The sequence below is a fragment of the Actinoplanes octamycinicus genome (assembly GCF_014205225.1).
Classification (GTDB): domain Bacteria; phylum Actinomycetota; class Actinomycetes; order Mycobacteriales; family Micromonosporaceae; genus Actinoplanes; species Actinoplanes octamycinicus.
Genome location: NZ_JACHNB010000001.1, coordinates 5,765,207 through 5,777,892 on the forward strand (window position 1 = coordinate 5,765,207; position 12,686 = coordinate 5,777,892).

Sequence of the window (12,686 nt, forward strand, 5' to 3'; positions counted from 1 at the left end):
GACTCCGGCGCATCGGCGCGCATAACAATTCCGGTGAATCAATAGCGCGCTTTTCCCGGCGGGGTGAGCAGCCCAAACACGCGCCATGGCATTAATGGGAGCGCTCCCGTATGCTCCGGTCCGGACTATTTCTCATCCCCATCGCACGAATTCCCCGGACGTGCGACCCGGTCGACGGTCCGCACCACACGCCGGTCGGAAGACCAATGGCGAGCCGGCTGCGCCCGACGGCCCGAAGGAGGAACCATGACGCAGGATCAGCAGGAGCCGGGAAGTGGCGAGCGGAGGCTGCTCAGCCGCCGGACCGTCCTGACCACGATGGGCGCCGTGCCGGTCATCACCGTCGCGGCGTCGGTGGTCGCGGCGACCGAGGCCTCGGCCGCGGCGGCGAACGTCAACCCGTCCGCGCCACGCCAGACGATCAAGGGCTTCGGCGCGATGGCGCACGCGGCCTGGATCGGCGACCTCACGGCCGCCCAGCGCGACACGGCGTTCGGCACCGGCGAGGGCCGGCTGGGCTTCTCGGTGCTGCGGATCCCGGTCGGGGAGAGCCCGGCGGACTGGGGTCGTGACCTGGCCACGGCGAAACGGGCCGTCGAGCTCGGCGCCACCGTCTTCGCCTCGCCGTGGAATCCGCCCGCCGGCATGACCGAGACCTTCACCCGCGGCAGCCAGACCGACGCGAAGCGCCTCAAATACGGTTCGTACGCCGCCTACGCCCAGCATCTGAACGACTTCACGGCCTACCTGCGGAACAACGGGGTGAACCTGTACGCCATCTCGGTGCAGAACGAGCCCGACTACGCGTCGGAGTGGACCTGGTGGACCAGCGCGGAGATCACCCGGTTCCTGCGGGAGAACGCCGGCTCGATCAGCACCCGGGTGATGGCGCCGGAATCCTTCCAGTACGTCAAGTCGATGTCCGACCCGATCCTGAACGACGCCGCCGCGCTCGCCAACGTGGACATCATCGGGGCCCACCTGTACGGCACCCCGTACGCGAACTTCCCCTACCCGCTGTTCAAGCAGAAGGGCGCCGGCAAGGAACTGTGGATGAGCGAGGTGTACTACCCGAACAGCACCGCCAATTCCGGGGACGCCTGGCCGGAGGCGCTCGACGTGGGCGAGCACATCCACCACGCCATGGTGGACGCCGAGTTCCAGGCGTACGTGTGGTGGTACCTGCGGCGCAGCTACGGCCCGATGCGGGAGGACGGCCAGATCAGCAAGCGCGGTGCGATGATGGCGCACTTCGCCAGGTTCGTCCGCCCCGGCCAGGTCCGGATCGACGCGACGGCGAACCCGGCGTCGAACGTCTACGTGTCGGCGTACCGCGACGGTGACACCGTCGTCATCGTCGCGATCAACAAGAACACCTCGGCGGTCAGCCAGCAGTTCACCCTGGCGAACACCACCGCGTCCGGCAGCGTCGCGAACTGGCTGACCGACGGCAGCCGCACCGTCGCGCCGCAGACCGCGCTCACCATGGCGAACGGCTCGTTCACCGGGCTCCTCCCGGCCCGCAGCGCGATGACCTTCGTGACCAGGATCGGTGGCGGCACCCCGTCGCCCAGCGCCTCGCCCGTCCCGAGCGGCGGCACCGGCCCGCGGGTCGCCTACACGATGAGCACCTGGAGCTCCGGCTTCACGGCCGCGATCACCATCACCAACACCGGCACCTCGGCGATCGACGGCTGGACGCTCGGCTTCGCCCTCCCCGCCGGGCAGGCCATCACGTCCGGCTGGAACGCCACCTTCGCCTCCGCGAGCGGTCAGGTGACCGCGCGCAACGTCAGCTACAACGGCACCCTCGCGCCCGGGGCCGGCGTCGACATCGGCTTCCAGGGCACCCACACCGGGAACACCGCCGAACCGGTCGCTTTCACCCTCAACGGCATCCCGTGCACCGTGGTCTGATCACCGCCGGGGTGCTCAGGACACCGGCACCCGCACCGCGCCGCTGAGGATCCGGTACCGGGCCTTCTCCATCCCCGACTGGTACGGGCCGAGTTGCTGGTTCGAGGTGGCGTAGCCGACACCGTCCACCTTGAGGTCGTAGCGCTTCTTCCCGCCGGCCCGGTCGCCCTTGACGAACGCCTGGATCTCCTGGAAGACGCCGTTGTCGACGCGTTTGAGCATCGAGGTGAGGATGCGGGAGCGGACCGCCTCGTCGGCGGTGGCGTACTGGTCGGAGTCGACCCCGATCGCCCACGCCTTCCGGCCGGCCGCGACCGCCTGGAAGACGCCGGAGCCGGAGCCGCCGGCCGCCGCGTAGACCACGTCGGCGCCGCCGGCGATCAGGCGCGCCGCGGCGGCCTTGCCCTTGGCCGGCGCGCTGAAGCCGCCGAAGTCGGGCGGCCTGGTCAGGTACCGGACGTCGACCCGGATGCCCGGGTCGACGCTGTGCACCCCGGCGACGTAGCCGGCCTCGAACTTGTGGATCAGGGCGACGTCGACGCCGCCGACGAAGGCCACCCGGTCCTTGCGGGTGGCCAGCGCGGCCGCCACCCCGACCAGATAGGAGCCCTGCTCCTCGGAGAACAGCAGCGACACCACGTTGTCCGCGGTCACCGAGTCGTCGTCGATGATCGCGAAGAGGGTGCCGGGGAACTCCTCGGCGACCGTGCCGACCGCGGTGGCGTACAGGAAACCGACCGCGATGACCGGGTTGCTGCCGCCGGCGGCGAGCCCGCGCAGCGCCTCGGCCCGGGCCTCGTCGGTCTCCGCCTGCGTCTTCGCCTCCGACGCCTCGATCAGCAACTCCTGCTTGGCCCGGTCGATGCCGGCCGCGGCCGCGTCGTTGAAGCTCTTGTCGCCGCGCCCCGCGCTGTCGTAGGCGATCCCGACGCGCACCGTCTCGCGGCCCAGGCCGGACGAGTCGGCCGGCGAGACCGGCACCATCACCGCCGAACACCCGGTCAGCAGCAGGGTGAGGGCCGCGGCGAGCACCCCGGCGCGGAAGCGTTCGATCATCGTCCCCTCCTCAGTACCGGAACTGGGCGACCGCGTCGCGCAGCTGGGTCGACATCCGGCTCAACTCGGCGGCTGCCTCCCGGGAGCGGGCCACCTCGGCCGAGGTGGCGGCGGACGCGGCGGCGACCGCCCGGATGTTCTCGGCGATGCTCGCCGTGCCGCCGGCCGCGGCGGTGGCGCCCCGGTTCATCTCGCCGGTGGTGGCGGTCTGCTCCTCCACCGCGCCGGCGATGCTGGTCTGGTAGTCGCTGATCCGGCTCACCACCTCGCCGATCATCTCGATCGCGGTGACCGCCGCCGCGGTGTCCGACTGGATCGCCTGGACCAGCGAGTCGATCTCGTCGGCCGCCCGGGCGCTCTCCTGCGCCAGGTCCTTGACCTCGCCGGCGACGACCGCGAAGCCCTTGCCCATGTCGCCGGCCCGGGCCGCCTCGATGGTGGCGTTGAGCGCGAGCAGGTTGGTCTGCGCGGCGATGCTGGTGATCAGTTTGACCGCGTCGCCGATCGCGGACGACGAGGTGCCCAGGTTGCCGACCGTCTGGTTGGCCGAGTGGGCCGCGGCCACCGCCTCGGCGGCCACCGCCGCGGCCTCGGCGGCGTTGCGGGAGATCTCCTCGATCGAGGCGCCCATCTCCTGCGATCCGGCCGCCATCGTGTCGACGTTGCGGTTCACGTCCTCGGCCGCCCCGGCGACCAGCCCGGCCTGCTCGCTGGTGTCCCCGACCGACTTGGCGAAGGCGCCGGACACCGCGTCCAGCTCCGCCGAGGTCCGGGTCAGGATCTCCGCCTGCTGGGCCACGTCGGAGACGATCGTGCGGACCGCGACCATCGCCTGCCCGAGCGCCGCCGACATCTCGGCCACCTCGTCGCGGCCGTCGTCGGCGGGCGGTTCGACGGTCAGATCGCGGTCGGCCATCCGGCGCAGCGCGTCGCGGGCCGATCCGACCGGCCGGACGATGCTGCGGGTCACCACGACCGCGGAGGCGGCGCCGAGCGCCAGGGCCAGCCCGGTGACCACCATGATGATCAGCTCGGCCCGGGTGGCGTCCTCGGCGGACGCGCGCACCGCCGCCACGCTGCGGGCGTCGACCGAGGCGGCCAGCTTCTGCGCGGCGACCATGATCCGGTAGTAGCTGTTCCAGCTGTCGTACAGGGCGATCTGGTCGGCGTTCCACAGCGCCTGCGCGGTGCCCGGGCGGTAGGCCGCCACCACCTTGTCGTTGACGGCGACGTACGTCGAAAGCTCTTGGTTCAGGGTGTCGAAGACGTCGCGCTCGGCGCCGGTCATGCTGCCGGTGTCGACCTGCCCCAGATAGGTGCGGAACGCGTCCCGCTCCTGCTGCCACGCCTTGTAGGCGACCGAGTCCCCGCCCAGCGCCCGCCCGGCCCCGAGCCGGTAGATGTCGTTGATGAAGCCGGCCTGCCAGCCGTTGAGCGTGGTCGCATGGGTCTTGATTTCGTCGGCCTGCCGGGTCAGCAGCTCCAGCCGGCGCACGTCGGTGGCCGCGTCCCGCTGCGAGACGATGGTCGCGTAGGCGACCACGGCGATGGCGAACAACAGGGCGAGCACACCGGCGAACGCCCCGGACAGCCGGGCGCCGATACTGAAACGCCGCACCGAGGCACCTTTCGTCGACGGGTCCCCCCGTCCTGCCTTTCGGCAGCGGGCGGCCGTCGCTTAGCGGATCCGGCGGTCAGCCGGTGCTGGCGCGGACCTCGAGCTGGTGGGCGACGACGTGGCGGGCCGGCGCCGGCCCGCCGCCCGCGGTGAGCCGCGCGGCGAGGCAGTCCAGCGCGGCCCGGGCGATCGCCACCTTGTCCGGCGCCACCGTGGTGAGCGCGGGGGTGGCGAACCGCCCGTCCTCGATGTCGTCGAAGCCGGCGACCGCCAGGTCGGCCGGGACCCGCAGGCCGTGACCGGCGGCCGCGTGCAGCGCGCCCAGGGCGAGCTGGTCACTGAAGCAGAACACCGCGTCGACGGCGGTCCCGGCGCTGAGCAGCTCGCGCATGGCGGCCGCCCCGTCGGACCGGTGCAGGTGGGCGACCGGCACCTCCAGGGCCGGATCGGCGGGCAGGCCGGCCTCGCTCAGCGCCTGCCGGTAACCGGCCAGCCGCTGGGCGGCGGTGCCGTTGGTCAGGTGCGGCTGCGGGCCGATCGCGGCGATCTTGGTCCGGCCGGTCGCGATCAGGTGCCCGGTCAGCTGCCGGGCGGCGGCGACGTTGTCGATCACCACGTGGTCCAGCAGGCCGTCGGCGTCCTGCTCGCCGAGCAGCACCAGCGGGGCGGCGTCCGGGCGGCGGCGCAGGTCGGCGGGGGAGAGCGCCCAGGGGCTCATCACCAGGCCGTCGACCGCCTGGCCGTGCACGCCGTCGAGCAGCTCACGCTCCCGGCGGGGGTCGCCGCCGGTCTGCTGCACCAGCATCGTCCAGCCACGTTTCTCCGCCTCGTCGGCCAGGTGACCGGCCAGCTCGCCGAAATAGGGCGAGGCGATCTCCGGGATGACCAGCGCGATCAGCCCGGACCGGCCGCCGCGCAGGTGCCGGGCGGCGGCGTTCGGCCGGTAACCCAGCTCGTCGAGCGCCCGCTGGACCCGCTCCCGGGTCTCCGGCGCGACCAGGGCGAAGCCGGAGACGACGTTGGAGACGGTCCGGACGGACACGCCGGCCCGCTCGGCGACCTGACGGAGATTCGCAGCCACGGAAACATCGTACTCAGCACTTGCAACGTTGCATGCCACGTTGCAACATGGCCTTCATGACGTCACTCATCGATGCGGAAGCCGGGCCGGCGGCCCGGGAGGCGATCTACACCGACGGCATCACCGCCCTGCGCGGCGCGTTCAGCAGCGCCTGGGCCGACCGGATGCGGGCCGACGTCGAGACCGCCTTCGCCGAGGCCAAGGCCCGGCCGGGCGGCGCGGTCGGCCGCGGCCCGCACCGCTACTACGTGGAGATCCACCCGGAGCAGCTGAGCGGCTTCGTCGAGCTGGTCACCCACCCCTGGGTGACGGCGGTCTGCACGGCCGTGCTCGGCGCCGACTACAAGATCGTCGAGCTGGGCTTCGACATCCCGTTCCCCGGCGCGGTCAACCAGCCGTGGCACCGGGACTTCCCGATGCCCGAGGTGACCCGCGCCGGCGGCCGGCTCGACTCGCTCGCCTTCAACCTGACCGGGGTGGACACCACCGACGAGATGGGCCCGTTCGAGATCGCGCCCGGCACCCAGTTCGACGACGAGCCGGACTTCGAGCACGGCATGTTCCCGCCGAAATCGCGGTACGCCCGCTACGAGGAGCTCGCCGTCCGCAAGTACCCGCAGCGCGGGGACATCTCGGCGCGGTCCGCGCTGACCATCCACCGCGGCACCAAGAACCTGTCCGAGCTGTCCCGCCCGGTCCTGGTGCTCGGCGTGGACGCGGCGGACGGCACCAACAGCGACAAGCACGACCTGGCCGTCACCAGGGAGTTCTGGGAGCGGCTCCCGGCCGAGGTGCGCGACCACCTGGACTGCCCGGTCGTCGACCGGCTCACCCCGATCACCCAGAAGCACACCATCGAGGGCCTGGTCATGGGCGAGGCGTGAGCTGCGGCTGGAGCCGGGCGGCGCCGATCACGTTGAGCAGTGCACCCCAGAGCAGCGCCGCGGCCGCCCAACTCGCCCACCCGCCCCCGGCGAACAGCTCCTGCGCCGCCCCGTACGGAGTGAGCCAGGGCCGGGCCGCGGCGAGCGGGGCGAGCACGGTGTAGGTGCCGAGCGGCAGCACGATCGTGGCCAGGCAGCCCCACACCGGCCGCGCGATCAGCAGGCCCAGGCCGGTGCCGACCGACTGGGCGAGCACCTGCGCCAGCACCCCGGCCACGGCGATCCGGCCGGCGTGCGCCCACGGGTCGGGCGCACCCGAGCCGGACGCGGCCAGGGCGGCGACCGAGAACAGGACACCGAGGAGCCCGGCGACCACGGCGATCACCGCGGCCCCGGCGAGCGTCGGCAGCACCCGGGCGCCCGGCGTCCGGCGCAGGTCATGGGCGAGCAGGACACCGACGAACGGCAACGGCACCGAGATCAGCAACTGCACCTGCTCGCTGAGCTCGGCGAAGGTGACCTGGCCGGACGGCAGCGCGCCGGGCAGCGCCACCGCGGCGAGCAGGCCGATCCCGGCCGTCACCCCCAGCAGGATCCGGCGACCTCGCGTGCCGGCCGCCCGTCGCAGCGTGCCGGTGATCGTCTCGTTCACTTCCGCCTCCCCGTGATCGTCTGTCCGTTGGACAAGTCGACGATCGCGGATGGACGGACCGGCGCGCACGAGCCGGAGGATGCAGCCGTGACCCTACTTTGGTAGGGCCCGGCGTTCGTCGAGCTGGTTGCCGCCGTCGACGACCAGCACCTGACCGGTGATGTAGGCGGCCCGTGGCGAGGCCAGGAAGGCGACCGCCGCCGCCACCTCGTCGGGCCGTCCCGGGCGGCCCACCGGGGTGGCCGCACCGGCCCGCAGCTCGTCCGGCGTGCTGGACGCGGTGGCGATCCAGCCGGGCGCCACGCTGTTCACGGTCACCCCGTGCGGCCCGGCCTCCAGTGCCCAGGTCCGGGTCAGACCGTCCATGCCGGCCTTCGCCGCGGCGTACGCCGACTGGCCCGGCACGCTGACCAGCGGGCCGGTCACCGAGGAGATGTTCACGACCCGGCCGTACCCGCGCTCGACCATCCCGGGCAGCACCAGGCGGGTCACGTTGAAACAGGTGGTCAGGGTGACGGCGAGCTGCCGGTCGAACTCGGCCGGGTCGAGAGTGGCCAGCTCGGCGGAGCGGTCGGCGTGCCCGGTCTGCGCCATGCCGGCGTTGTTGACCAGCACGTCCAGCTCGCCGACCGCCGCCCGGGCCTGATCGACCAGGAGTCGCGCCTGGTCACGGTCGCGGAGGTCGGCGACCAGCCCGACCGTGCCGTGGCCCAGCTCCGCCGCCCGCTCGTGCACCCGCGCGGTGGTCGCCGTGATCGCCACCCGGAAGCCGGCCGCGACCAGCTCCCCGGCGATCGCGAACCCGATCCCGGCCGGGCTGCCGGCCCCGGTCACCAGCGCCGCCGGGATCCTGCCGTCCTGCTGCGTCATGATCACATCATCGGTCAGAGATCCCCGGCCAGGACGGTCTCCGCGGCCACCCGCACCGAGCGGCCCGACTCGGCGGCCATCCCGACCAGCCGGTGGTAGGCGTCCTGCATCGTCTCCGCGTGCCGCTCCCGGAGCAGCGCGAGGGCCTGCTGGATCCGGGAGCGGACCGCCACCGCGGCCGCGAAGCCGGCCAGCAGCTCACGCGCGCCGTCATCGGCCGGCTCCGGCCGGCGCACGCCGGCCGGCAGGTCGCGGTCCGGGTCGTAGACGTCCCAGACCCCGGCGATCAGCGGAGCCATCGCCCGGTCGTCGCGGCCGTGCAGGTTGAGCGACGCCACGGCCGCGCCGCCGGCGGTGAACAGCGGCAGCGACACCGAGGCGCGCAGACCCAGCCGCAGCGCCACCCGGGCGAAACCGGGCCAGCGCACCGAGGTCGCGATGTCCGGAACGGTGACGGCGCGGTTCTCCCGCAGCGCCTCCAGGCACGGCCCGTCCTTGTCGTCGTACTGGATCTGGTCGACCGCCCGGACCAGCTCGCCGCTGCACGCCACCGTCGTGTAGGACCCGTCCCGCAGCGTGGTCACCGAGGCGAAGTCGGCCGCGGCCACCCGATCCACGGCCAGCCGCGCGATCCGCGCCAGCCGCTCGTCCAGATCGCTCGCCTCGTCCGGGGTGCCGGCCAGCGCGACCAGGGCTCCCGCCAGCGAATCGTCCGCGAAGTCCGCACCCATGCCGTCACCCTTTCCGCGGCGAGCGCGGGCAAACCCCGGGTGCCCCCAACGAATGACCGCCGTTCGCTCCCGGCCCGCGCCGCTTCCGGTCCGACCGCTTTCCGGTACGACCACCGCGTCCCGGCCGGCGTCATCCCAGCGAAGGTCAGGCGCGTCTCGCGTCTCGCGGAGTACCTGCACGCGACTGGCGGAAACGCCGCGCCCAGCGTCCCGGCCTCCTGCACCTAGGGGTCGCTCGTCTCCCGAGGGCCCAACGGCGAGGACAGCAAGGTCCTGGACGTGGCGGAGTGGCTCCCGGCTCCGGGCAGCTGGAACCAGGCCTGGTTCTGACCGGCAAGGGGCGCCTCGTGACGGTTCCGCCACGGGGCGCCTCTCCCCGCGTACCGGAAATCGGTCTTGATCGTCAGAAGCCGGGGAACGTGGTGCGCAGGTCGTCGAGGGAGACGGCGCCGGTGGCGTCGACGCCGGGTGGGGTGTGGCGCGGGCTCAGCCGGCCGTAGACGAGCCGGACCGCGGCCTCGAGCGGGCCCGTGAAGGTGGCCGTGACCGGCAGGTCCTCCGTGGTCAGTCGGGCCTTCTCGTCGAGGACGAGGCGGTAGGGGGTCTTCGCGATCTCGACGACGACCGGCCGGCGCAGCGACTCCGGCTTGCCGATGAAGCCGAGCATGAAGCCGATCCCGGCGCTGAGGTGCTCGGCGAGCAGGGCCGCGGACGCCTCGGGCAGCGTGGCCGCCGGATCGATGCCGGCGCGCACGTCCCAGCTGTGCAGGAGGACCTCGCTGAGCCGCATCGCGGTGAACGACGCGAACGGCAGCGGCTCGGGCAGGAAACCCATGTCCACCCGGAGGTCGTCGTGCCGCTCGGCCGGCACCGCCTCGAGCGCGGCGACCAGCGTCTCGTCCGATCGCGACCAGCCGGCCGCCTGGTCCTGCGGGGCGAGCGCGTTCCACCGGTCCCAGACGCTCTGGTTGAAGCCCGGACCCGGTTTCTCGCTCTCGCCCAGCGCGGCGCGCACCGTGGCGAGGTTGATCTCGGCGCCACTGCCCAGATGCGACAGGACGTCGGCGACGGTCCACTCGGATGCCGCGGACGGCCCGGTGAGCTGCTCGGGGGAGAGGGTGGGGAGCAGACCGGCGAGGGTGTCGTGGTCGGAGCGCAGAGCCGCGATCGTGCGGCCGGCAAGGGATGTCATTCGGCAAAGCGTACTTCCGGATCCGGCCGGCTGACGCGTTTACTGAGCATTGATGTCCGTCGCTGGGCGGGCTCGTCAACACATCGACGACGATGGAGGAGACGCGATGATCCGTGATGTGCGCCGATGGACCTCACCGGTGGTGGCCGGGGTGCTGGCCACCGCGAGTGTGGCCCTGGTCAATCCGTTGACCTCGGGCGACGCCGGCCCCGGGGCGGGCGGGCACCCGGTGGTCCGCAACGTCATCTTCATCAACGGCGACGGGATGGCGGCCGCGCACCGCGAGGCCGCCCGCCTCTACTACGCGGGCCTCGGCGGGCAGCTGGTGATGGACGGCTTCCCGGTCTCCGGCCAGCTGACCACCAGCCCGGACGACCCGGAGGACGTGGTGACCGACTCGGCGGCCGGCGCCAGCGCCTGGGCCACCGGCGTGGCCACCTACAACGGCGCGATCAGCGTCGACACCGCCGGCAACCCGCTGCCCACGCTGGGCGCCCAGGCCAAGGCGGCCGGCAAGGCGACCGGGCTGGTCACCACCGCGCAGGTGACCGACGCCAGCCCGGCGGCGTTCTTCAGCAACGCCGTCGACCGGGCCGCGCAGGACGACATCGCCCGGCAGTACCTGCAGGTCTCCAAGCCGGACGTGATCCTCGGCGGCGGCGAGGACTGGTGGCTGCCGGCCGGGAGCCCGGGCGCCTACCCGGACCAGCCGCCGGAAGACCCGACCGAGGGCAGCCGCGGCACCAAGGGTGACCTGATCGCGCAGGCCCGCGCCGACGGCTACCGCTACGTCTCCACGCCGGCCCAGCTCGCCGCCGCCGGCCGGGGCAAGCTGCTCGGGCTCTTCGCCAACCAGGAGATGTTCCAGCAGCGCCCGGAGGGTCAGGGCGACGTGTACGCCCCGGTGGTCGACCTGGCCACGATGGCCCGCAAGGCGCTGGCCACCCTCTCCGCCGACCGGGACGGCTTCTTCCTGCTGATCGAGGAGGAGGGTGTCGACGAGTTCGCGCACAACAACAACGGCAGCCGCACCCTGCAGGCGATGGGCGAGCTGGAGAAGGCGGTCGCGGTGGCCAAGCAGTTCGCCGCCACCCACCGGGACACCCTGGTCGTGGTGACCGGCGACCACGAGACCGGCGGCCTGGCGGTCGAGGACGTGAACGCCGCCGACGAGTCGGGCACCGGGACCTCCGCCGAGGACGGGCCGTTCCCGGTCCGGGGCAGCGACAAGTCGTTCGTCATCGACTGGACGACGACCGCGCACACCGGGCAGGACGTGCCGGTCACCGCTTACGGCCCGCTGGCCGGCCGGTTCACCGGCAAACACCCCAACACCTATGTGTACGACGTCCTGCAGCCGTTGCTGACCCGCTGACCCGGTCGTCACCCGAGCCGCAGGGTGCTCGTCGTCCGGCCCGGCGCGGTGATCGCCAGGTGCGCGGTGCGGCCCGCGCAGCGCACCTGGTAGTCGCCGAGGAAGCCGCGCACCGGGAAGCCTCCGGCGTCGTCGGTCCGCAGCGTCGTCGGTGGCCGCCACCACTCGCCTTTCACCAGGTCCCGCAGCGCGTGGTAGGCCGGTTTCGGTGTCCCGTCGGCGCGCACCAGGCCGGCCGGGGCGCCGAGCCACGCGCCCCGGTCGGTCAGCCCCCAGTAGGTGATCGCCTGCACGCTCGGGTGGGCGAGCAGCGTGCGGTAGTGCCGGACGATCTCCTCGGCCTGCCGCTGCTCGCCCTCCGGGGTGGAGGGCCAGGACGGCGGCTGGTAGTCGTTGAGGTCCTCGATCTCCGGCGGCATCAGGTCGCCGGAGAGCAGCGTCGTCTCGGTCAGGTGCAGGGGCAGCCCGTACCGGGCGAACCGCTCCAGGATCGCCAGCGTCCGTTCCTCACCCCAGTAGCCCTGGTGCATGTGGCTCTGCAGGCCGATCGCGTCGATCCGGACGCCGGCTTCCAGGACCCCTTCGATCAGGCATTCGTACGCCGTGGAGGTGTCGAAGTCGTTGAGCACCAGCGTCGCCGTGGGGTCGGCGGCGCGCGCCTCCTGGAACGCGAGCCGGATGGTCGCGATCCGGCCCCACGCCCGGGCCAGCCGGGTGATCTCGTTGGGCCGCTCCTCGTTGCGGAACACCGGCATGATCACCGCTTCGTTGATCGCGTCCCAGGTGTGCACGACGTCGGCGAAGTCGGCCACCTCGCGCCGGATCCGGGCGCGCACGGCGGCCTCGACCTCATCGATCCGCAGCCCGCTCAGCCAGCCGGGCGTCAGGGTGTGCCAGACCAGCGGGTGGCCCTTCACCCGGCAGCCACGGGCGGTGAACCATTGAGCGGTCCGGCGCAGCCGCCGGGTGTCCGGCCGGCCGCGCTCCGGCTCGAACCCGGCCCAGTAGAAGGGCAGCGTCGCGGTGTTGAAGACGTCGAGCCACAGGTCGGCGAGCGCGCCGGCCGGCTGGCCGGGCTCCCCGTTGGCCAGCGGGACGAAGTCGAAGCCGATGTTGCCGAAGGCGAAGGCGTGGGTGCGCTGCTCGACGACGACCTCGCGGTCCCGCAGTGGCTGGCCGCCGGCGTCGACCACGGTGGCCAGCACCTCGCCGGAACGATGCCTCATCAACCCGACCTCTCGTCGTCAAAACTTCCAGCAAAAGCCCCGCAACTTACGACCGCCTACGGTGTCGTTCTTGAGGTGGACGAC

11 protein-coding genes are annotated in these 12,686 nt (G+C 72.8%); 3 read left to right on the plus strand and 8 right to left on the minus strand.

Annotated elements, in window-relative coordinates; genetic code table 11:
• Positions 1-246 precede the first annotated feature (246 nt).
• Entirely contained in the window at positions 247-1,917 is a 1,671-nt protein-coding gene (gene xynC, locus BJY16_RS25275) for a glucuronoarabinoxylan endo-1,4-beta-xylanase XynC (protein WP_185042049.1), read from the plus strand.
• 15 nt (positions 1,918-1,932) lie between these two features.
• Here xynC and BJY16_RS25280 read toward each other — a convergent pair whose 3' ends face one another.
• From BJY16_RS25280 to BJY16_RS25290, 3 genes are all read right to left on the minus strand, one after another.
• A complete protein-coding gene (locus BJY16_RS25280; protein WP_185042050.1) occupies positions 1,933-2,973 on the minus strand; it encodes a BMP family lipoprotein in 1,041 nt (346 codons plus the stop codon).
• Between the two features lie 10 nt (positions 2,974-2,983).
• Positions 2,984-4,591, minus strand: coding sequence for a methyl-accepting chemotaxis protein (locus BJY16_RS48560; protein WP_185042051.1), 1,608 nt, complete (start codon positions 4,589-4,591; stop codon positions 2,984-2,986).
• 76 nt (positions 4,592-4,667) lie between these two features.
• Positions 4,668-5,672, minus strand: coding sequence for a LacI family DNA-binding transcriptional regulator (locus BJY16_RS25290; RefSeq protein WP_185042052.1), 1,005 nt, complete (start codon positions 5,670-5,672; stop codon positions 4,668-4,670).
• 56 nt (positions 5,673-5,728) lie between these two features.
• Here BJY16_RS25290 and BJY16_RS25295 point away from each other — a divergent pair, with 56 nt between their 5' ends.
• Positions 5,729-6,556 (plus strand): phytanoyl-CoA dioxygenase family protein, encoded by an 828-nt coding sequence (locus tag BJY16_RS25295; protein ID WP_239177028.1) that lies wholly within the window; start codon positions 5,729-5,731, stop codon positions 6,554-6,556.
• Here BJY16_RS25295 and BJY16_RS25300 read toward each other — a convergent pair.
• The 4 genes from BJY16_RS25300 to BJY16_RS25315 form a co-directional block, all read right to left on the minus strand.
• Positions 6,540-7,208: a hypothetical protein gene (locus BJY16_RS25300; RefSeq protein ID WP_185042054.1), complete on the minus strand. Its 669-nt coding sequence runs from the start codon at positions 7,206-7,208 to the stop codon at positions 6,540-6,542. The two genes, BJY16_RS25295 and BJY16_RS25300, sit on opposite strands and share 17 nt — an antisense overlap.
• A gap of 93 nt (positions 7,209-7,301) precedes the next feature.
• Positions 7,302-8,078, minus strand: coding sequence for an SDR family NAD(P)-dependent oxidoreductase (locus BJY16_RS25305; protein WP_185042055.1), 777 nt, complete (start codon positions 8,076-8,078; stop codon positions 7,302-7,304).
• A gap of 14 nt (positions 8,079-8,092) precedes the next feature.
• Positions 8,093-8,809, minus strand: a complete 717-nt coding sequence (locus BJY16_RS25310; protein WP_185042056.1) for a GAF domain-containing protein — start codon at positions 8,807-8,809, stop codon at positions 8,093-8,095.
• 403 nt (positions 8,810-9,212) lie between these two features.
• Positions 9,213-10,001 (minus strand): maleylpyruvate isomerase family mycothiol-dependent enzyme, encoded by a 789-nt coding sequence (locus tag BJY16_RS25315; RefSeq protein ID WP_185042057.1) that lies wholly within the window; start codon positions 9,999-10,001, stop codon positions 9,213-9,215.
• A gap of 106 nt (positions 10,002-10,107) precedes the next feature.
• On the opposite strand from BJY16_RS25315, the gene BJY16_RS25320 reads away from it, so the two are divergent.
• Positions 10,108-11,376: an alkaline phosphatase gene (locus tag BJY16_RS25320; RefSeq protein ID WP_185042058.1), complete on the plus strand. Its 1,269-nt coding sequence runs from the start codon at positions 10,108-10,110 to the stop codon at positions 11,374-11,376.
• Positions 11,377-11,384: 8 nt separating this feature from the next.
• Here the strand turns inward: BJY16_RS25320 and BJY16_RS25325 are convergent, their stop codons facing one another.
• The gene (locus tag BJY16_RS25325; RefSeq protein ID WP_185042059.1) at positions 11,385-12,602 is read right to left on the minus strand and encodes an endo-1,4-beta-xylanase; all 1,218 of its coding nucleotides are present in this window, start codon (positions 12,600-12,602) and stop codon (positions 11,385-11,387) included.
• Positions 12,603-12,686 lie beyond the last annotated feature (84 nt).